The sequence below is a fragment of the Shewanella psychromarinicola genome (genome assembly GCF_003855155.1).
In the GTDB taxonomy this organism is placed as follows: domain Bacteria; phylum Pseudomonadota; class Gammaproteobacteria; order Enterobacterales; family Shewanellaceae; genus Shewanella; species Shewanella psychromarinicola.
This window is the reverse complement of the sequence record NZ_CP034073.1, coordinates 4,261,651-4,282,770: the sequence shown is the minus strand read 5'-3', so window position 1 is coordinate 4,282,770 and position 21,120 is coordinate 4,261,651. Positions and strand designations below refer to the sequence as shown.

21 protein-coding genes are annotated in these 21,120 nt (G+C 43.1%); 12 read left to right on the top strand and 9 right to left on the bottom strand.

Going from position 1 to position 21,120, the window contains the following annotated elements:
• The first annotated feature begins 84 nt into the window (after window positions 1-84).
• From EGC80_RS18720 to EGC80_RS18710, 3 genes are all read left to right on the top strand, one after another.
• Entirely contained in the window at window positions 85-909 is an 825-nt protein-coding gene (locus EGC80_RS18720; protein WP_164839573.1) for a M23 family metallopeptidase, read from the top strand.
• Window positions 910-1,105: 196 nt separating this feature from the next.
• A complete protein-coding gene (locus EGC80_RS18715) occupies window positions 1,106-1,507 on the top strand; it encodes a GFA family protein (protein WP_124011737.1) in 402 nt (133 codons plus the stop codon).
• A 486-nt stretch (window positions 1,508-1,993) separates the two neighbouring features.
• Window positions 1,994-2,233 (top strand): CDGSH iron-sulfur domain-containing protein, encoded by a 240-nt coding sequence (locus tag EGC80_RS18710; RefSeq protein ID WP_124011736.1) that lies wholly within the window; start codon window positions 1,994-1,996, stop codon window positions 2,231-2,233.
• A 168-nt stretch (window positions 2,234-2,401) separates the two neighbouring features.
• Here the strand turns inward: EGC80_RS18710 and EGC80_RS18705 are convergent, their stop codons facing one another.
• Window positions 2,402-4,021 (bottom strand): NAD(P)/FAD-dependent oxidoreductase, encoded by a 1,620-nt coding sequence (locus EGC80_RS18705; protein ID WP_101032035.1) that lies wholly within the window; start codon window positions 4,019-4,021, stop codon window positions 2,402-2,404.
• A gap of 396 nt (window positions 4,022-4,417) precedes the next feature.
• Here EGC80_RS18705 and EGC80_RS18700 point away from each other — a divergent pair, with 396 nt between their 5' ends.
• From EGC80_RS18700 to EGC80_RS18680, 5 genes are all read left to right on the top strand, one after another.
• Entirely contained in the window at window positions 4,418-5,035 is a 618-nt protein-coding gene (locus EGC80_RS18700) for a cytochrome c oxidase subunit 3 family protein (protein WP_124011735.1), read from the top strand.
• Between the two features lie 3 nt (window positions 5,036-5,038).
• Entirely contained in the window at window positions 5,039-5,296 is a 258-nt protein-coding gene (locus EGC80_RS18695; protein WP_233768545.1) for a cytochrome C oxidase subunit IV family protein, read from the top strand.
• A 110-nt stretch (window positions 5,297-5,406) separates the two neighbouring features.
• Window positions 5,407-6,216 (top strand): CbbQ/NirQ/NorQ/GpvN family protein, encoded by an 810-nt coding sequence (locus EGC80_RS18690; RefSeq protein WP_101032032.1) that lies wholly within the window; start codon window positions 5,407-5,409, stop codon window positions 6,214-6,216.
• 11 nt (window positions 6,217-6,227) lie between these two features.
• A complete protein-coding gene (locus EGC80_RS18685; RefSeq protein WP_233768544.1) occupies window positions 6,228-6,860 on the top strand; it encodes a cytochrome c oxidase subunit 3 family protein in 633 nt (210 codons plus the stop codon).
• Window positions 6,861-6,901: 41 nt separating this feature from the next.
• A complete protein-coding gene (locus EGC80_RS18680) occupies window positions 6,902-7,189 on the top strand; it encodes a cytochrome C oxidase subunit IV family protein (protein WP_101032031.1) in 288 nt (95 codons plus the stop codon).
• Between the two features lie 125 nt (window positions 7,190-7,314).
• Here EGC80_RS18680 and EGC80_RS18675 read toward each other — a convergent pair whose 3' ends face one another.
• The 4 genes from EGC80_RS18675 to EGC80_RS18655 form a co-directional block, all read right to left on the bottom strand.
• Complete coding sequence (locus EGC80_RS18675; protein WP_101032030.1) at window positions 7,315-7,683, bottom strand: hypothetical protein; 369 nt, start codon at window positions 7,681-7,683, stop codon at window positions 7,315-7,317.
• Between the two features lie 267 nt (window positions 7,684-7,950).
• Window positions 7,951-9,792: a nitric oxide reductase activation protein NorD gene (locus tag EGC80_RS18665; protein WP_124011734.1), complete on the bottom strand. Its 1,842-nt coding sequence runs from the start codon at window positions 9,790-9,792 to the stop codon at window positions 7,951-7,953.
• 103 nt (window positions 9,793-9,895) lie between these two features.
• Window positions 9,896-11,284 (bottom strand): cbb3-type cytochrome c oxidase subunit I, encoded by a 1,389-nt coding sequence (locus EGC80_RS18660; protein WP_124011733.1) that lies wholly within the window; start codon window positions 11,282-11,284, stop codon window positions 9,896-9,898.
• Between the two features lie 3 nt (window positions 11,285-11,287).
• The gene (locus tag EGC80_RS18655) at window positions 11,288-11,734 is read right to left on the bottom strand and encodes a c-type cytochrome (protein WP_124011732.1); all 447 of its coding nucleotides are present in this window, start codon (window positions 11,732-11,734) and stop codon (window positions 11,288-11,290) included.
• A gap of 769 nt (window positions 11,735-12,503) precedes the next feature.
• On the opposite strand from EGC80_RS18655, the gene EGC80_RS18650 reads away from it, so the two are divergent.
• The 3 genes from EGC80_RS18650 (at window position 12,504) to EGC80_RS18640 (ending at window position 14,645) form a co-directional block, all read left to right on the top strand.
• Window positions 12,504-12,755 carry a GlsB/YeaQ/YmgE family stress response membrane protein gene (locus EGC80_RS18650; protein ID WP_101032025.1) on the top strand — a complete coding sequence of 84 codons (252 nt, stop codon included), beginning with the start codon at window positions 12,504-12,506 and terminating at the stop codon, window positions 12,753-12,755.
• Between the two features lie 673 nt (window positions 12,756-13,428).
• A complete protein-coding gene (locus EGC80_RS18645) occupies window positions 13,429-14,094 on the top strand; it encodes a DUF3047 domain-containing protein (RefSeq protein WP_124011731.1) in 666 nt (221 codons plus the stop codon).
• Window positions 14,095-14,282: 188 nt separating this feature from the next.
• Window positions 14,283-14,645: a hypothetical protein gene (locus EGC80_RS18640; RefSeq protein WP_124011730.1), complete on the top strand. Its 363-nt coding sequence runs from the start codon at window positions 14,283-14,285 to the stop codon at window positions 14,643-14,645.
• A gap of 66 nt (window positions 14,646-14,711) precedes the next feature.
• Here the strand turns inward: EGC80_RS18640 and cls are convergent, their stop codons facing one another.
• Window positions 14,712-16,166, bottom strand: coding sequence for a cardiolipin synthase (gene cls, locus EGC80_RS18635; RefSeq protein ID WP_124011729.1), 1,455 nt, complete (start codon window positions 16,164-16,166; stop codon window positions 14,712-14,714).
• Window positions 16,167-16,419: 253 nt separating this feature from the next.
• Here cls and EGC80_RS18630 point away from each other — a divergent pair, with 253 nt between their 5' ends.
• Window positions 16,420-17,286, top strand: a complete 867-nt coding sequence (locus tag EGC80_RS18630; RefSeq protein WP_267898627.1) for an endonuclease/exonuclease/phosphatase family protein — start codon at window positions 16,420-16,422, stop codon at window positions 17,284-17,286.
• Between the two features lie 392 nt (window positions 17,287-17,678).
• Here the strand turns inward: EGC80_RS18630 and EGC80_RS18625 are convergent, their stop codons facing one another.
• The 3 genes from EGC80_RS18625 to norV all read right to left on the bottom strand — a co-directional run bounded on the left by EGC80_RS18625 (window position 17,679) and on the right by norV (window position 20,739).
• Entirely contained in the window at window positions 17,679-18,014 is a 336-nt protein-coding gene (locus EGC80_RS18625) for a DUF1971 domain-containing protein (protein ID WP_101032020.1), read from the bottom strand.
• 77 nt (window positions 18,015-18,091) lie between these two features.
• On the bottom strand, window positions 18,092-19,237 hold the full coding sequence (gene norW, locus EGC80_RS18620; protein WP_124011727.1) for an NADH:flavorubredoxin reductase NorW: 1,146 nt from the start codon (window positions 19,235-19,237) through the stop codon (window positions 18,092-18,094).
• Entirely contained in the window at window positions 19,234-20,739 is a 1,506-nt protein-coding gene (gene norV / locus EGC80_RS18615; protein WP_124011726.1) for an anaerobic nitric oxide reductase flavorubredoxin, read from the bottom strand. Before norV ends, norW begins: the two co-directional genes overlap by 4 nt.
• Between the last annotated feature and the right edge of the window lie 381 nt (window positions 20,740-21,120).

Below are 21,120 nucleotides of genomic sequence, written 5' to 3'. Positions count from 1 at the left end.
ATGTTTTTTGTCGCAATTAACAAGGAATACATTTCGATTATGTTATTAAAAAAGACACTTTTACAATCGATTTCAACGGCCGCAATGCTGGTGATCAGTCTATGCGGACTCAGTACTAACGCTGCTGCAGCGGTGACGTTTCAAGGTCAGTTTGAACAAGGTGCACTAGTGCGTGGCGCCGTGCCAGCAGGCAGTAAAATTTTACTTAATGGCCAACCGGTAAAAATCACCCCAAATGGTCAATTTGCCATTGGGTTTGATAGAGACGCGAAAGCAGAGCAAGTGTTTAAAGTCATTTACCCAGACGGATTAACCGAAATTAAACCGCTAAAAATTGCCGCGAGGCAGTACAAAATTGATCGGGTCACTGGCATTAGCCAAAAAATAATGAAACCCGATCCTGTCGCCCAAAAAAGGGCGGCTAAAGATGCCAAACAGACTCGCGCCGCCAGAGGCTTATTCAGTCAGCAACAGGCATTTATGCAGCCCTTTATTTGGCCAGTTACGGGCAGAATTTCAGGCGTTTATGGCAGCCAACGGGTATATAACGACGTTCCCGGTAACCCACATTTTGGTGTTGATGTTGCACGTCCAACAGGCACGGTCGTCGTCGCGCCAGCAGACGGCGTTATTACCTTAGCCGAGCCTGATATGTTCTATTCTGGTGGCACTGTGATTATCGATCACGGTTATGGGATTAATTCAACATTTTTGCACTTAAGTAAATTGTATTTAACCGTCGGTGACAAAGTTGTGCAGGGCGATAAAGTTGCTGAAATTGGTGCAACCGGTCGCGTTACAGGTCCGCATTTAGATTGGCGCTTAAATTGGTTCCAAATGCGCCTAGATCCAGTGTCAATAGTGCCGTCAATGGCCAGTGTGTTGGCAGCGGAGAAAGCGGCAAAATAGTTTTTAGCTTATATTTTATCGTTCCGGTAATGCGATTAAGTTGGAAGAGTTTGTTTATGTTTACATTTTTTGAACTATAGCGGGCGCGATTTTCGGTTTAAATGAACCACTCTGGTGATATTTTAATGTTACCTCGAGTTAACGACATAGATAGCACGAGTCAATGGTTACATTATAAAGCACAAAGGGTCTTGGCATGATCAAACGAGTTGGCAATACCAACATTGAACTGAAACACAAAGCGATATGTCATTGTGGTGCGGTTGAACTTGAACTCACTTTACCAAACGGCATCGAAAACCCGAGACGCTGTGATTGTTCAATTTGTCGTAGAAAAGGTGCCATTGTTGCTTCGGTTAAACTCGATGGAATTCGAGTGGTAAAAGGCCAAGATGTGCTTAAGCTATATCAATTTAATACCAACACCGCGAAACACTTCTTCTGTTCTCACTGTGGTATCTATACTCATCATCAACGACGCTCAAACCCGAGCGAATATGGCTTTAACATTGGCTGTTTAGACGGCGTCAATCCATTTGATTTAGGTAACGTGGTCACCGGCGATGGTGTCAATCACCCAATCGATCGGACTGCTTAACAACAAGTAAAATTTGACTAACAGTAATCGTGGGTGTCACATTCATTTGTTCGCATGAGACGTTTTCCCAGCCAATAGCTGCCGACGTACAAAGCTCAGTCAAGTCAGGGTGCCGATCGCAATGTCATGCATATAGTAAGAACACAAAGAGACTGAGCCACTAGGTCGCTGGTGTTGTCAGAAGAGTGAAATGGGACGGTTAAGGTTTATGGTCAATATAATGAGAATAAGACTACAACTGAAGATGTTTAAGCATGGATCTACATTGAGGTTATCGGGATTATTTCGATTACAGTTGACCAGGTCATACGGCTCAATCTTATTAGCAATGTTGCTAATTTATGTGCTGGAATAATCAAAGGCTATCGCAATGAATGATGAAAGCAGCTATGTTGTTGATTATAAGAATGGGTGGCTTAGTTTCGTTCTATAGTTTAGTTGTTAGTTTCGCTGTTATGTTTATTAGCTAGTTATGGAGAATATATTATGAGTAAACCAATACGTGCTTCAGATACCCCCTATGCAGTCGAGGTAGAAGCGGGTAAAAATTATTTTTGGTGTTCATGTGGGGAAAGCAAAAAACAGCCTTTTTGTGATGGTTCTCATAAAGGTTCTGAATTTACACCAGTAAAATTTACTGCCAAAGAGTCTGATAAAGTGTTCTTTTGTGGCTGTAAATCAACAAGAACTCAGCCAATGTGTGATGGCAGCCATAAACAAACATAACATCAACTGGAACATCAACAGGAAAATCACTCGCGGGGCGGGGCCAAAACGCGGGAGTTTTCCAGTGATATTAACATTAAATCTGCGCGGACATTTCAGCACTTGCGGCAGTGGCAATTAAGCGATTATCCATATGTGGCGTTGTTGCGCTGTTAATTTAAGACGACATTAACGGTTGGCTATCTGTTTTAGCATGTCTAATGCAACGGCTTCGGCAATACTGATGCCGTCGATACCCGCCGATAAAATGCCGCCTGCATAACCGGCACCTTCACCTGCAGGGTACAAACCTTTGGTATTAAGACTTTGATAATCTGCGCCACGTTTAATTTGCACTGGTGAAGAGGTACGCGTTTCAACGCCCGTTAACATGGCATCTTTACTGTCAAAACCTCGAATTTTCTTACCGAATGCGGGAATGGCTTCGCGGATCGCATCGATGGCGAATTGGGGTAATGCATCGCTTAAATCAGTCATTTTTACATTGGGTTTATAAGATGGCTCAACATTTTCAAACGGTTTACCCACCCCCGCGGCTAAAAAGTCGCCTACCATTTGCGCAGGTGCATCATAATTACTGCCGCCCATAACATAGGCATTGCGTTCCAATTTACGTTGCAGCGCGATCCCTTGCAGTGGATCGTTATCAAAATCACTTGGGTCTATCCCCACCACAATGGCACTGTTAGCATTACGTTCACTTCGCGAATATTGGCTCATACCGTTAGTGACTACCGCATGCTCTTCTGACGTTGCCGCCACAACCACACCACCAGGGCACATACAAAAGCTGTACACACTGCGACCACTTTTACAATGATGGACCAACTTGTAATCTGCAGCACCTAACATTGGGTGGCCCGCGTTACTGCCAAAGCGGTCTTTATCTATCATGTCTTGTTTGTGTTCAATACGAAAACCAATCGAAAATGACTGCGCCTGCATATACACGCCTTTATCATGCAACATTTGGAATGTATCACGGGCACTGTGGCCAATCGCAGCAATGACATGTGTAGAATGCAGGACTTCGCCATTTCTAAGTGTGACACCCGTCACCTGACGGTCGCTAATATTGATTTCATCGACACGGGTTTCAAAGCGAACTTCACCGCCTAATCGGATGATCTCACTACGCATTTTCTCCACCATAGTCACCAGTTTAAAGGTACCAATGTGTGGTTTGCTGACATAAATGATTTCAGCCGGTGCGCCCGCGGCAACAAATTCTTGTTTTACTTTTAAGCCTTTAAAACCAGGGTCTTTGACTTGACTGTATAACTTACCATCAGAGAATGTGCCCGCACCACCTTCACCAAATTGCACATTGGATTCGGTGTTTAGCTCACTGGTACGCCAAAAACGGAAGGTATCTTTAGCGCGTTCGTGCACTGATTTACCGCGCTCTAAAATAATGGGCTTAAAACCCATTTGCGCCAATATAAGTCCGACAAACAAGCCACATGGTCCCATACCTATCACCAATGGGCGCTCCGTTAACCCTTCTGGAGCACAAGCAACATACTTATAATCGGTATCTGGTGAAACACGGATGTTGTGATCATCAACAAGCGACGCCAATAACGCCACTTCGTCTACATTGGTTAATGTCACATCCAATGTATAAATTAACCAAATTAAATTCTTTTTACGGGCATCGTAGCCACGTTTAAACACATGTATGTCAACCAGCTGCTCCGCGGAGATAGATAGCTTTTGCAATACCACATCTTGCAGCGCATCTTCATTATGGTCGAGAGGCAATTGTACTTGGTTTAAACGGATCATGATTTACCTAAAAAAGAGACTTAAAAAACAGCGCATAGTTTACGTGATTTAGCTCTAAAATGAAATTATCTATCGATGTCATATGCCATTCAGGCTGCGATTGGCGAAAGCTCATCATCGCTACTGGACAGGTTAAAGGGTGTTTTTAACATTTATTGCGCCGATTGGTTAATTAAGCGACCATTTTTAGGCCTTTATTTTCGTCACTATCAGGATGTCGTTTAACTGCCCCAATCGTTGTCCTGTCATTAACAACATGCTATATGGCTAGATTATATTTATGTCTTGGGTAAGCCCTGTCAAGAAAAGGGATTTCACGCCTGTTGTGTATTATTGAACTAAACTTAGGTAAACCGACAACCATTGGCCAAAAGGGCTTATGATGATCATTACCCGATGAATAGTGAGCCCCCCAAAGCACCTTTGGGCATTTTCCCTAGTTCCTGGAGTGAGCTGCGGGCTGGTCGAATCCCCGGTAATATTCCGATATGGGTGGGGATCCTATCTGAACTCACTGAATTTGGTATTTTTTTCGTCGCTTATTTTATTGCCAAATACCATTACCCAGAAGCTTTTTCTCAAGGCCCCCAAAGTGTAAGTACCCTCGCGGGGGTAACAAACACATTGATATTACTTTCAAGCAGTTACTTCATTGCAAAAGCCATGATCAATATTCGGTTAGACAATCGAGCCAAGTGTGAAGTCTATCTGTGGCTCACTCTGGCTTGTGGTTGCTTGTACCTATTGGTGAAATCCGGCGAATTCTATTGGAATCATCAGCAGGGTTTTCGAACCAGTAGCAGTGAGTTTTTTACTGTTTATTACTATATGACTTTTAATCATTTCCTCCATGTGGGTTGGGCTGCATGCGCGGTTTTATGGGTGATTTTTCGTGTGCGTAGAGGAGCCTATTCAGCGAAACAACATTCAGGTCTAGAAGCATTAGCCATGTACTGGCACATGATTGATTTGATGTGGATCCTTATTTTTCCACTCTTGTATGTTCTAAGGTAGGCCATGATGAAATCTTTTGGAAAAATGGAGTATTGCTGGTGGGCGTTGATTGGAATAACGCTATTTAATACGTTTTTGGGTGAAAAATTTAACTCTTCAGCGCTGGTTAGCATCTTGGTTGCATTGACCGTGATGTGTAAGGGATTAATGATCATCGATCATTTTATGGAATTGCGTCATGCCCATCGATACTTGCGATTATTGATGCGAGCTTATCTTATTTTCTTCCCATCCTTGATTATGGTGACGACTTTATTATGAATCAACTTTGTTATTAACCAACAGCGATGGGAGTTTTTCAGCCAAAATGTTAATAAATGCTATATTTAAATAGCTTTCTTTTCGAGTAGTGTCGAATACTAGGGACCCATATGACCTTATCAACTACCACTGCAATTGCTATTAATGAACAGATATTTTATCAGCAGCAAGACAACGAAATACAACTGTTCGAGTACGCGTTTTCTCATCAACTGCCATTGTTAATTAAAGGGCCTACGGGCTGTGGTAAAACGCGCTTTGTGGCTTATATGGCGGAGAAACTAGGCAGACCTTTATACACTGTGGCATGTCATGATGACTTAACTGCCGCGGATTTAGTGGGACGTCATTTGATTGGTCCAAAGGGTACCTATTGGCAAGACGGACCGTTAACGAGGGCGGTGAGAGAAGGCGGTATTTGTTATCTCGATGAAATCGTCGAGGCACGTAAAGATACCACAGTGGTATTGCACCCACTTGCCGATGATCGTCGCATATTACCGATCGAACGAACCGGAGAAGAACTCGCTGCAGCACAAGGTTTTATGCTGGTGGTGTCCTATAACCCTGGTTATCAAAATATTCTTAAAGGAATGAAGGCGAGTACTCGGCAGCGCTTTGTCGCATTGCGGCTTGGCTATCCAAATCCTCAGCTCGAGATCCAAATACTGATGACGGAATGTCAAATAGATCAAGATTTAGCGGGTAAGTTGATTGAATTGGCCGGGTCACTGCGCAGACTGGACTGTGACTTAGATGAAGTGGCTTCTACGCGCTTATTAATTTATGCGGCGCGAATGATATCCAGTGGTATGTCGCCACTGGCCGCGTGTCGCAGTTGCCTTGCGGAGCCATTGTCTGATGATCTCAGTACCGTTGAAGCGCTCATGGATGTCGCTCGACTGTATTTTGATTGTTAATGCCCTTGCAGATGAAAAGTCATAATATGGTCAATACCGGATCCAATCAGGTACCAACCGGTGATGTCGCGGGTGTGACATCAAGCCAGCGGCCACATTTGCCGGGTGATTTGGCAATGTGGTTTTTCATTTTGGCAGAGCTAACGGTATTCGCTATTTTTATTATTGGTTTTGCAGTAACACGGCAGCTGTATCCCGATATGTTTCAACAGGGACAAACCTACCTGCATCCCGTCGCCGGTGGGATTAACACCATTGCGTTAATTTCCAGTAGTTGTTTGGTCGCCCTCAGCTTAAATGCGGTAAAGCATTCACGCCAAGATTATGCTGCGGCGCTATTGGGCGGTGCGTTACTCACGGCGGGAGTCTATTTAGCGGTGAAGTCATGGGAGTATAACGAGCTGATCCAACAAGGATTTGGTTTGTCGACCAATACCTATTTTACCTTGTATTTTTTTATCACAGCATTCCACTTTATGCACGTCATTCTCGGAATGATTATCTTGGGCTCCATGGCATACAAAACAACAAGAGGAGCCTATCAGGGTAAGAGCCTTTCGGGTTTTGAGTCAGGAGCTTGCTATTGGCATATGGTAGACCTCGTGTGGATCATTATTTTCCCGCTGTTGTACGTCATTAATTAATCATAACTAATCATAACTAGGCTAATGTGAGGCTGCAAAATATGAACAATCATCAAGGTCTCATTCTTCGGGTATATCTCTATCTGATTATCCTGACTGCCGCTTCTGCTTATGTGGGCAGTGTTGCGCTGGGCGCAAGTAATGCCTGGTTGCAAGGTGTAGAAGATATTGTGTTAGCTAGCATTCTGCTGGTGACCTTGATAAAGGGACTACTGATTGTTGATGTCTATATGGAATTGAAACCGGCGCCAGCATTGTGGCGCAACTTATTACGGGCTTATGTTACCTTGCTCCCGATAGGTATTGGATTGATTTACTATTTATTTTGAGTGCCCAGTGGTTCACTCTTGAATCTCATATTAATATAATTAACCATATGATTAATGAGTTTTTAATAAGTTATTTAATAATATTTGCATTACTTATTGATGTCTTTTCGCCATAACATGAACAACTAAACTTGTTTGTAGCCCATTTTATTACCCGCCCACGCCCGCACTAACATCCATACCGCAATCAAAATAAAGAAGGCATGCACAGAAATAAAATAGGTAATCACAAATACCCAAGTCATGCCCGAATTGAAGCCTCCAAATAAAATCATCAGTGCACTTACCAGTATTAATGCCGTTGCAGCGGCTAAATTAAGCTTGATGGCAAAATTGAGGTGATAAGCGGAAAACGAGTCGGAAGCAAATTGATTGATTTTGCTAAGCAGCACGATAAACGATAGCAGGGGTAAAAAGGTGAGATTGAGCAGAGACCACAAGGCGATTGCAGACGCTTGTTTTATTTGTTTTTGATCGTATTTATTTAGTTTCATGTTTACATACCTGCCTGCGGTTATCTGGGTAAATAAATGATCATCAGTAAGCAAAATAACGCAATGAATACAAAGGCCCATAAAAAAACTCTGGTTTTATAGACACGGCTACTAGGGTGCGCTTTTGGTAAAGCCATACCACAGTGGCAACAGACAGGAACGGGGTCGGTCAAATACCTCGCCGTTTTACTATCAAGTGTATTTTCAGTCTGGCAATACAAACAGGGAACTTTTTCAATCATTTAGGTCTCCTTTGCTTAATAAAGTCTAGTAAGAAGATTGGGTGAGCTGATGATATAAGTGTGGCAATTTTGTCGGTAACTGGCTTGGGTCAAAGATAACGCTGAAGCCATTATGGCCAAAAATATAAGGCAGGTATTGGTCAGCCTTTTGATCTATGGTGATACAAAATGGAATGAGTCCAAGGCGGCGGGCAGCGATAATCGCTTGCTTGGTATCTTCAATGCCATATCGACCTTCGTAATTATCGATATCATTCGGCTTGCCATCAGTCAAAATAAGCAGCAACTTTCGGTGGTGTGTTTGTTCCGCCAAAATATTGCTCGCTTGGCGGATGGCGGCACCCATTCGGGTATAAAAGCCTGGCCGCAAACTTAGGATCCTGCCACGTATATGATCATTGTAGGGTTCGGCAAAGTTCTTTAATAGTGTAAACCTAACGTGATGGCGCTTTACCGATGAGAAACCATACAGCGCAAATGGATCGCCCACAGCCGCCAAAGCTTCACTGAATAGCAGCATGCTGTCCTTGATGACATCAATGACCCTAAGTTGGTTATTGATGTAGGCATCTGTCGACATAGACAGATCCGAGAGTAACAAGCAGCTTATGTCACGCTGGCAGTTCTGAAACCTAACGTAGAGTCCAGTTTCTTGCGCCATAGAGGTCTGACTTTCAATATGGAAATCCAACCAAGCGGTTAAATCAATTTCATCTCCGCTCGGCTGAGATTTTTGCCAGTTTTTAATACTTTGCAGTTGCTGGAATTGTTGGCGGATCTTTTTGGCAGCTGAGTCTAATGACCGCGGCAATGGCTGCGGCTTACTGTCGCGGGGCAACATAGGTTGTAATAGACAACGCTCAGCCACCAGTTGATTCGATTTGTAATTCCACTCTGGCAGCGTAATGCCTTTCCCTAAGGGCAAGTCATCCTCAATTGCAGAAGGTAAGTCGAGATCTATTTTAAGCTTGGCGGTTTTTTGCTTTGAGCCCTTTGCCACCGTAATAATATCAAGGTCTTCAGCCACTCTTTGGGCATCATCGTCTTCGGTGTCGTCCTCTGCGCGATTCACCCTAGAAAACTCGCTCCACGAGAACAAGTTTTCTAAGCGAAAAACCATCAGACTGTCTTTGGTGTCATCTTCTTCTATTCGCTGTGATTTTTTTCTAGCCTGTACGCTTTGCTGCTTAGTTGCCGCGGATGAACCTTGCTCTTCTTGGCAATCAATATCTGCCGCGCTAAAGGGGTTATCTTTGACGTTCTCATTGGGGTACAACCAGATATAAATGGCTTGAGGTGCATAGTGTGCAACCGGAAATTCAATAATAGATCCAGGGTGGGTTATTGCTTGGATCACTGCCCGTTCGAGCGGTTGTAAGGATTTAGGCAATGCTTCAACAGGAACTCGTTGCTTGAGTATTGCTGTCACCAGTCGTTGATAACGAGGCCTTAGAGCGGGGCATTTATTGAGTACTTTGGCTACGACAGCTTGATTGTCTCTGGCCCAGTGGGTGAACTGCTCTGGGTAATGCGGGGCAAGGGCAGCAAGCCAGAGGTAGAGTTCTTTATTGAGTTGTGGTGTATCAAAAATAGCGATGGATTGCGGCAGACGAAGGCTGGTTTCGTCTTGCCAAGCAAGGCTGACTTGTTGTTTGGCGCCAGAAATTTTATCGATAAAATTTCTATGAGCATAATAATCACGCGGCACTGCGGCTTCGACGCGTTTTGTCGGTGAGCCTCCTAGTGCGCGAAAAATCACCCCAACGGATTTCTTGATATCATCAAATTGAACTCGGGCATGATCAAATTCAGTGTTGCTCTTTTGCACAATGAACTTATGCCAAATACTTCCCACCCATTCTTCCATTTTAGTTTATGTGCCTCCATGGTGATAAAAATAGGGGGGAACTAGCGGCAATAACGACTCCGCGATAACTCTATTCGATTAAAGCAGTCCATTGTTCAGTTCGCTATTTAGCGACCTTTCTATCGACAATAAAGTTACACATATAGGTTATTAAGCCGATCAAAAATATGACCCCCGTCGCTTCTCGTGCCCAATAGAAAATTGATAATTTATCTTGGGTTTCCATAAAGCTGAGTGCTTCGCCGCCTTCAGGTAGACGTTGTAACCAGACCTGCAATACCCCAGCTCCAGTTAAGAACAGCGTAATGAAGACCATGGCAACCGTCATTAGCCAGAATCCCCACATTTCAAGTACTTGCGCTTTTTTACTCGATGCTTCGCCGATACCGCGTAACTTCGGCATAGCATAGGAAATAATGGTGAGTACTATCATTGCATAGGCACCGTAAAACGCCATATGGGCATGTGCCGCAGTGATTTGGGTACCGTGAGTGTAGAAATTAACCGGTGCCAATGTATGTAAAAATCCCCACACACCAGCGCCCAGAAATGCCATCACTGCCGTTCCTAACGCCCACAGCGTGGCGGCTTTGTTTGGATGTTCTCGGCGGCGGTTATTGACCATGTTGAATGCATACAGCACCATGGCAAAGAAAGGTAAAGGTTCTAACGCGGAGAATACCGAACCCACCCATTGCCAGTATTCTGGGGTGGCTAACCAAAAAAAGTGATGCCCAGTTCCCAGTAGTCCGGAGATCAATGCCATCGCCACAATTACATACAGCCATTTCTCAATAATTTCCCGGTCAACACCAGTGATCTTGATCAGTATAAAGGCGAGGATCGCACCCATAATTAATTCCCACACGCCTTCCACCCAGAGGTGGACCACAAACCACCAATAGAATTTATCCATAGCAATGTTGGACGGATTGTAGAAAGAAAACAGGAAAAAGACAGCCAGACCAATTAGCCCGGTGAGCAGTACCATGTTTATCACCGTTTTTCGGCCGCGCAACATGGTCATGCCGATATTGAACAGAAAACCGAGACAGACGATAACAATGCCAATTTTAGTAATTGTGGGCTGCTCTAAGAACTCCCGCCCCATCGTCGGGAAATACTCATTTCCCGTGATCTCAGCCAATCTTGAATAGGGCACCAACAAATAACCCAACACTGTGAGTGTGGCAGCAACTGCAAATACCCAGAAAAGCAGGATAGCGAGTTTAGGGCTATACAATTCGGTTTCAGACTCTTCGGGAACAAGGAAATAAGCGGCACCCATAAAGCCAAATAATAGCCAAACGATGAGTAAGTTAGTATGCACCATTCGAGCAACGTTAAAGGGAATGATCCCCGCGAGAAAATCTCCTACGACATATTGCAAGCCCATCACCAAGCCAAATAGAATTTGTCCGGTAAACAAAATAAGCGCAAATATAAAGTAAGGTGTCGCAACTGATTGAGATTGAAATTTTAAAGTGCTCATTGCTTAACCCTCAATGTTCGGTGGCCAGCTGTTAACATCTATTTCAGCGGTGAATTTCAAGAACTCTGCCAAATCGTTAACCTGTTGTTCCGTTAAGTTAAATTGAGGCATTTGTCGACGTCCAGGGATACCGAGAGGTTGAATTTTCATCCAACCTTGCATAAAGCCTTTAAATGCATCGAGATCACCGCCACCGCGGCGATAAAAAACATTTCCCAACTCTGGCGCATAATAAGCGCCTTCACCAATGAGTGTATGGCAACCAATACAGTTGTTGTCTTCCCATACGGCTTTACCGTTTACAACGGCTTGGGTGAGGTTCTCTCGATGATCAGATTTGGGCATTTCTCTGGTGGTATGCATAGCGAGGCCGGCAAACAATAGTAGAAAAAACACACTGCCGCCATAGTATATATTTCGAGCCATACCTTTCGTAAAAGTGTCTGACATATTGCTATCCCTTATACTTACTTACTTTAACTTTTGGTCAAAGATTAGCTAAAAGGTCAACTAAGTGTAGTGCACACTGAATTATTCACTGGAATTATTAGACATAATCGACACAGGGACATGACACTGCTTGTAATCAGAGTTGTTTAGCTTGGTTTTTTTGATCAAATATCTCCCTAGAAAAGCCTATTCCAGGCTGTTGCCCCAGTTATTCTGATACTCTAACAATTAACCACCAGGGGAACAGGCTTGATGATCCTATGACTTTGTTCATCACCAGCCACATAGCAAGTTTTTGGGGACTGTTAAATGCTAATTGATACTGCTAAAGTTGATGCGATGATGGAGGGGTATCTACAATACTCAATAGAAATGTGTCACTTTGGTCTTGTTCAGTAAGCTTTTTTATAAAATGAAAATGGGTGACTTGGTTAAGCGTAAAAATGACACAAAGCGAGAAAAATTCTTCCTCTTTGCTTTTCCAATATAAGGGGGGCGTGAAGGTCGTAGCTGAGAGTGGATCATAGTATTTGATCGCTGGACAATAGAGGATAAATTTTTAAACGTCATTTATCCATTCGGCTGATGGTGTGATGGAGCACCTATGCCAAGGAATAAGCCTTCAAAACTGACGTTGCCGCCATAGCCTGCGACTTCAGGTAAAAGAGGTGGTCAATAAGTTAACTCAGGGACTCAGTAACGCTGCCTCTGTGTTGGAAGTGTTAGATTGTAAAAAAATATCAACATGGGTTATTAACAGGAGTGAATTATGGATATAACAGGCTTATTGATTACGTTAGCCATTGGCGCATTAGCCGGCTGGTTGGCTGGGACGTTAATGAAAGGGATGGGCTTTGGTCTACTCGGTAATATCGTAGTCGGTATTGTAGGGGCAGTGGTCGGGGGGTTTGTATTTAGTTTACTAGGCATTTCTATGGGAGGGCTACTGGGTTCAATTATTACCGCAACGGCGGGTGCTGTCATCTTGTTATTTGTTGTTGGCCTTATTAAAAAGCTATAGCAAGCTAACATATACCCAAACGACCTCGAAATGCAGGGTTGTGTATGTCCAGAAGAGACCGAGTTCAAGGTGCTAGGAATAGGGCAGCCTTCGGTCTGCTAGGTTCTAGGGTCGCTGCGCTCACGGATAGAGCGGTCTGGCACCTAGGCCCTTGGCTTGTCATATCAGGGCTAGCGACAGCTTCGCTGCTAAGATTTTATAGGATCTCGCCGCGCAGCGTCCTAGCAGCGTAGCGATCTAGGCTCTTGCGATACAGTCTCTTCAATCACTGTCTTGTCCAGTTATCCTTCGGGAGCGCTGAAAAGAGCATGTTGAAGTGGCTTGGGTATAAGTACTCAAAAACGCAAACTGCTATAGCATAACCATGACAACACGCCTTATGAGTATTGTTCTGAATATGAATATGTGTATGAGTAAATCGGCCTCTTTTGTTGGTTTACTTCAGCCATAGTGGTCATGGTTAATTATCTAGGGCTCAATTTACTGAGAAATGAGCTCTATGTATGTGCCTGAATAAACAAAGACTATCGCAATGGATGCTGAAAGAGACTATGTTATTGATTATAAATGTGACTTGGTCGTCTTTAGTTATCATTATGACTTAGATCAAACTCACTGATAAATGTATCAGTGTTCGGCGTTATACCACTTAGTGTAGTGATAGGAGGACCACATGCTTCGATGGACTATTTTACTTTTTAGCATAATCGTTTGCTTGAATGTGACCGCTGCTACTAACCTGACCTCATTGAGTGACAAGGGGATTGATAGCTGGGAACCCAAAGAATTCTCAGGTGAATCAATTTACACCATAGATGAATATAAAGGGCGCTTGGCGCTAAAAGCACTCAGTCATAATGCCGCATCAGGGTTAGTGTTAGAACAGCAAATTGATCTTACTGCAACGCCTTACCTAAACTGGAGTTGGTTAGTCGAAAAAACGCTGCTGCAGTTAGATGAGCGCAGTAAAAAAGGCGATGACTTTGTCGCTCGAATTTACGTGGTTATCGATGGTGGTTTTATGGTGTGGAAAACCAAATCATTAAACTATGTTTGGTCGAGTAATCAAGATAAAGACTTGGTTTGGGATAATGCGTTTGCTGGCTCAAGTGTCAAAATGATGTCTGTTCGAGGAAAAGAAGCGCAAAAGGGTCAGTGGTATCAAGAAAAACGCAATGTATACCAAGACTTGATTGATATTTTTGGTGATAAAGGCAGTGAGCAAGCGAACCAGAAAGCGTATAAATACATAGACATTATCGCGATTATGACCGATACCGATAATAGCGGCAAACAAGCCGAATCTTATTATGGTGACATAGTATTCAGTGCAATGTAGCAACTTGTTAATCAGCGATTCAAATAGCATAAAATTAAATCAATACAATAATTTGCACTTATGTTTAGCTAGCGAGTCAGCCGGTAATTTTAGGGGTGGTAGACTACATTTAAAATATTGATTTGCATTTAAAGTATTGATTTACATTTTACATTTTAAGTTTTAATTTGCTTAATCATGGAAGATTTATGAACATCAAAAATTGGATTTGGAAGATATTCACAATATCGGTTATCTGTGTCTTGTTACTTAACCCAGAGTTAGTGTCTTTAGCTGTGCTTGTTGATGCTGTTGGGCTTGATTTATTGTTATTACTTATTGAAGTACAGATAGTGGCTGTTAGTGGCTATTATTTTCAAACTTGGTTTAAGCCAATATTGATGCCTGCCTATAAGTTATTAGGTAAAGTGGACCCTTACTTTTTCATCCCAACAAGGGCTTTAGTTGCCAAGTACCCGATGATTTTGTGCCATGCAGTGCCCTTTTTAATATTGCTCATTATCGGTGCAGCAGTCGTTAAACCTGTGATTGATACGGGTGATATTTGTTAAGTTACTATTGTTGAAAGCTAGAACTGGCAATGCGGCCTCGAGTAAGCCGCATTGCTTGTTTTATCGTTAAAGCAGTGGGCTGAATAAGTAAAAAAACTGTTCCACTAATCGTTTGATCAAAGGTCTTTTGCGCCACTGACGAGCATCCATTTTTATCGAGTTAGCCATATATTGATGTTGGACTTGACTGAGGGACTGAGTAAATTCTACATTGTCTACAGAAAGAGTGACTTCGAAGTTAAGCCACAGGCTGCGCATATCAAGGTTAACAGTACCGATTAGACTATGGTGCAGATCAATTACGACTGATTTTGTGTGCAGTAAGCCGCCAGCAAAACGATGAATATTTACGCCCGCATTAAGTAATTCACCAAAGAAAGGCCTGCTTGCCCATTCCACCATCAGTGAGTCGTTTTTGTCGGGTATGATTAAATTAACCTGCACACCACGCAAGGATGCAGCAGTCAACGCAAAGAGTAGGTTTTCACTGGGCACAAAATAAGGGCTGGTGATGGTGATGCTGTGTTTCGCTTGATAGATACTCAGCAATAAAACCTGCTGGATCATGTCCTCAGGCATGCCAGGTCCAGAAGGGATGACTTGAACCATGTCGGATGCTTTATCTTCATGGGGATAACATTTTGGAGGCTCAGGTAACATTCTTTGGTCGGTTTCGGTTTCCCAATCCCACGCGAAAATACAATTAAGCACTGGCACATTGGAGCCGGTGATCCTGACCATAACATCTATCCACTCACCCACTCCGGCACTTTGATTAAAAAACTTGGGATCAATGAGATTCATTGAACCGGTATAACCGATTTGGTTGTCTATCACGACTATTTTACGGTGAAGTCGGATGTCGAGCCGGCGGAATAACATACGTACAAGAGAAACGGATAGCGCCGAAATAATAATTATGCCTGCATCGCGCATCAATTTTGGCCACTTGCTGTTAAAAAATGTTCGGCTTCCTGCTGCATCTAATAAGATTTTTACTGCCACATCACGTTGAGCGGCTTGGATAAGGACTTGGGCAACTTGGTCAGCAAGTCCGCCGGGATGCCAAATATAGAACTCTACATGAACCGACGTCTGTGCTTGTTGGATATCTTGGATCAGGGTAGTTAAAATTGTGTCGGGTGATGATTTAAGCGTGAGTTGATTATTGGATAATGTCGGGATCCCGAGGCGTTTTTCGCATAATTGGCTTATGGTAATGGTGTAATCATTTAAATTTTGCGGACGATATTGCTGGGTAGTGAAAAGCCGGCTAAGCCATTTCCGATAGGGGATATACATTTCTTTGGCTCTGGCTGCGCGCTTCTTACCAAGGTTCAGCTCGCCAACGAGAAAATAAAGCACAATGCCTATGATGGGGACCACATAGATTAGCATCATCCAAGCTAAGGATACGCCCACAGAGCGCCGTTTATAGACAATACGAGTGGTGATCCCGGCAATGATCAGCCAATAGGCTAACACGCTGATTAACGTTAATACTTTGTAAAGCTCAACCATAGCAAGCCAGTGGATCAATCATGCAGAAAAAGATATATTTATCATATCAGGTTTCAAACTATTTGATCTACCATCTACCATCTACCATCTGTACGGCTGGGTATATCAAACAGTTTGTTTTATTATAAAGGTGCTAGTCTTAATCAAACGGGTGTTAACCAAGCTCAAGCATAACGTTCAAACATCACCCGTAAAATGAATAGAGGTATCGTCAATCGGCATTTTTCGCTCAAAGCCAACATCAATACCAAGATTGCAACCAAAGCACAAGCTGCTAGGGCTTGCTCGATGGGGGAGTCTTGTTATCGTCATATTAATAATGACGACAGTAGTGGTTGTGCCATTGTTTATTCAGTTTGCGACTAAACCTCAGGTGATTAATAGTGAGCAAGAGTCGTTTGCTGCTCAATGTGTTGATGCCATACCTAAAGCCAATTTGGATATGGATGGTCAACTGGCTGTCGCGAGCTGGAATATCTATAAACAGCAAAATGCAGGCTGGCAAACGCTGTTAAGCCAACTGGCCAAGCAGAATCAATTATTGTTGCTGCAAGAGGTTAAGTTATCTGACAATTTTCAACAGTGGCGCCAACAAAACCAGCAGCAATTGGCGATGGTACAAGCCTTTCGTCAAGGTGATATACCGCTTGGTGTAATGAATATGTCTGAAGTTGCAGCGAGTCAAAGTTGTGGATATTTGACGGCCGAACCCCTAATTCAATTTCCCAAGTCGAGTCTGTTAAGTTACTTCCCCTTGTCCAATGGTGAAACCTTGCTAGTGGCAAATCTACACAGTATTAACTTTGAATACGCTCTAGATAGTTACACTGAGCAGTTACAGCAGCTGTTACCGGCATTGAGAGCCCACAAAGGCCCAATCATTTTCGGTGGTGATTTAAATACATGGCGCTCCGCTAGATTGTCCATGCTAGCTCAGACGACAAAGGCATTAGGGTTGAAAGAGGTAACACCAGCAGAAGACACCCGAACAACTGTGATGGGCTACCCCATTGACCACCTTTATTTCCGGGGACTGACGTTAGAGTCTGCAAGGGTGATCACCACCCAAACATCGGATCATCATCCTTTGTTGGCACAGTTTAGATTAGGCGAAAGTTAAACCACATAGCTTATGGTGATTTTGGTTTTTTGGTTTTTTGGTTTTTTTGCGAACAGTGCTCACTATGGTTAAATTATTAACGTATTAATAAAAATTAAGTAAAATTAAAAATTCGAATGTAGAAAACACAGCGTTTTAAATCGTTCACGTTTAAATCTCAATAGGGAACGCCTACAAAGTTTACCCATGGTGTGTCATTTTTTGCTCACGTTATCACGGTAAGAGCATAATATTACATTATGCTCTCCCTGCTATTCTCTTCATTTTGGTACATCTGAATCTTATCTTTAAGTCGTTTTTCGAGTAAAAAAGTGTTGTGTCACTGCTTTATCTAATCTGTAGAGAAAACCCCGTGATCAGAGCGAAGCGAAGTCGCGGGGTAATTTATCTTATTACTTCTTATTAAACATAGCTTGACCAGTTTTATCCTTATCGGACCAAAAATTAATATTGAATTGTGCATCAGGGCTTAATTCAATGCGGTGCCAGTACTCTGGCGGGCTGGTGGCAAACTGGCCAGCATTAATCACTACTTTCACTTCTGGCTCAGTCGCTTCGCTGTCTGCAAAACCAAAATACGTGACTACACCTTCCATCACACATAATTGGCCGAAGACACCTTCAGCGGTATTGTGGTGGTTAAGTAGCGCATCAGGCACATTTTTAGTGGTGAAAAATGGGGTAGAGCGTTGAATGGTCCAGTTTGCTGGAATACGTTGATGAGACATCATTCTCTCCTAAATTGATACATTAGCAGGCTTAGTTGAGCCTACTGGTTTAAATACTAAATACTAAATACTAAATACTAAAGATTAGCTGGCAAGGCTCTCAGCAGTGGAAAGGTGTTTTTCATGTGTCCTTCTGTTACCACAAAGCCGATGATCTCTTTTTGCTCGTTATACGCTTTTACTGAGCAACCTAAAGCATCAATATCAACCTGCCAGGATGCAACATCTATGACGGTATTACCGCCTAATTGGATAGGCATTTGCGGCGTTTTAACTTTGACCAGCATAGCAGGCAGTTTCAAATCTGTCGGTTGGCCTAATAAGGTTTTCGCTAACGCATTGGCGCTTAACATAATCGGCTGCAGGTAGGACATCACCTTGCCGTTTATCTCGGCGCAGTCTCCCAAGGCATACACATTATTAACTGAGGTTTGCAGCTGCTGATTAACCACCAAGCCGTTGTTGACCTTGAATCCCGACTTTTGAGCTAAACCCACATTAGCCTTTAACCCCGCCGCTGAAATGACACAATCAACAATATGTGTTTTACCCGAGCTGAGTGTGGCACAAATTCCTGATCCGGTTTGGTTTAAGGAGCTAATGGTGCGGCCAAACTCAAATTCAACACCTGTTTCGGTCATCTTCTTTTGTAATACACTGGCGACTATATCTGGCAGCATCGTTGCCATAAGGCCGTTGCTTGGATCTACAACTACTACGCTTTTACCGCAACGGTTAAGATCCATTGCTATTTCAGTACCGATAATGCCGGCGCCAATCACTAAAATCCGCTGCGCATTCTGTAGCTGCAGCTGCGCAGTTTCAAACTCGCGCAAACTATTTAAGGTGATCACCTTGTCGGTTGCATTACCAAGCATCGGTGGAACAAATGTTTTTGCCCCCGTTGCCAGCACCAATTTTGTGTAAGGGTAGGCGACACCTTTAACAAATACCGCCTGTTGATCGCTATCAATGCAGTCAACCTGAGTAAAAGCATGCAGAGTAATATTATTCTCAGAGGCAAATTCCTGCGCACTGAGGCGAATTAAATCCGCACTGCTTTGTTGATTACTAAATACATGGCTCAAATCAGGCTTATTATAATCGTGGCCCTCATCGAGGGTAAAAACAGTTATAGGTATGTGCTGATCTGTGCGCCTAATGGTTTTGATTAACTGATATGAGCCAAAGCCGCTACCAATAATGATGATGGGTGCACTCATGATACTTTCCTTGCTTCAATAGGGATAAATACCTCTTTGCCAAGGCCGCAATCTGGACAGAGAAAGACATCTGGTACTTCGCTCCACGGTGTTCCTGGTTCAACATCTTGATTAGGTTCGCCCAATACTGGCTCATAAACCCAGTTACACACAGTGCATAACATATTTTGTGAATCATCAATTGCCGAAGCAGCCCCGCATTCAGGTTTACTTTCCCGAGACTTAGTTGCTGGCTTAGCGGTGGCAGTGGCTTGATTGTTTTTGGCTAGGGATGCTGGTGAAATGGATTTAACATTACTAAGATCATGCCATGCCCAGTTTTTGGCAATCTGTCGCCCATGGTCGCGGCATTCGCGCATGGCTTTACCATCAGGTCGCCATTTTGCTTTTAGGCCCACAATCGTATCAAATCCGGCATCGGTAAGACGGGTGTGAATACGATCGACCGCACCGCCGTTCCAACCGTAGCTGCCAAAGGCACCGGCTTTTTTATCTTTAAAACGCAGGCCGGTGATCTCTTCTAGCATCCCAGCGACTTTCGGCATCATCACATTATTCATGGTAGATGAACCCACTAATATGCCTTTAGAGCGGAACACATTGGCTAAGATGTCATTTTTATCATGGCGGGCCACATTAAAGACTTTAACTGACACCCCAGGATCAACATCGTGGATCCCCTGAGCAATGGCATCAGCCATCATGCGGGTATTATTAGACATTGAATCATAAAAAATAGTGATCCTGTCTTCCTGATAATTATCTGCCCATTGCAGATATTGATGAATAATCTGGGTAGGGTCATCGCGCCACACTACGCCATGGGCGGTGGCAATAATATCAACTGGCAGATTAAAGCTCAGCACCTCGTTAATTTTAGCGGTAACCAGTGAGCTAAACGGAGTTAAAATATTGGAGTAATAACGTAAACATTGGTCCATCAATTCAATCTGATCAACCTCATCGTTAAACAGATGCTCATCGCAGTAATGTTGACCGAATGCATCGTTACTAAACAATACGGCATCCTCGGTTAGATAGGTCATCATACTGTCTGGCCAATGCAGCATAGGCGTTTCAATAAACACCAACTGCTTGCCGTTACCGATATCTAGCGTGTCGCCGGTTTTGACAATATTGAAATGCCACTCTGGATGATGATGTAAGCCAGTAATGGAATCGATAGCATTTTCGGTACAGTAAATCGGGGTATTAGGGATTTTAGCCATCAGAGCCGCTAACGCGCCTGAATGATCTTCTTCAGCATGATTAATAACAATGTAATCAATCTTATCTAGGTCAATTTCCATCTCAAGATTTTGAATAAACTGCAGGCTGAAGCGATGATCAACGGTATCGATTAAGACATTTTTTTGCTCACGGATAAGGTAACTGTTATAACTCGTCCCTTTGGTTGTTTTATATTCAGTGCCATGAAAATCCAATATTTCCCAATCACGTTGGCCAACCCAGTCGATATTATTTTTAATGTGAATTGTCATATTTACACCTGTATTAAATTGAAAAGTTACAAATTCATAAAGTTAAATATTTTAATGCAGACTGCATGCCAACTAGTTAAGTAACTGATTAATTGGGTAATTATTTAAATTAAAGTTTAGTCGTTGTCATATTAACAACTCTAAAAGGTGTCTTAATAACACCCACGTGTCAAAATGACACGTTCAAGGTAGTGTCCTCTCAAGAGTCTAATAAAGACCTGATCACTGGCCGCCTAGTCTTTGGTCACCCTTACTTGCTTGGCGGTAATGAATCATGGCTAGACCAAGACACATGATAGTGAGCTAGACGAGACTCCTTATGGTAATAACCGTGAGTAAGCAGGCCGCTTTTCTGATGTAAACCTGAAACATTGCTCAGAA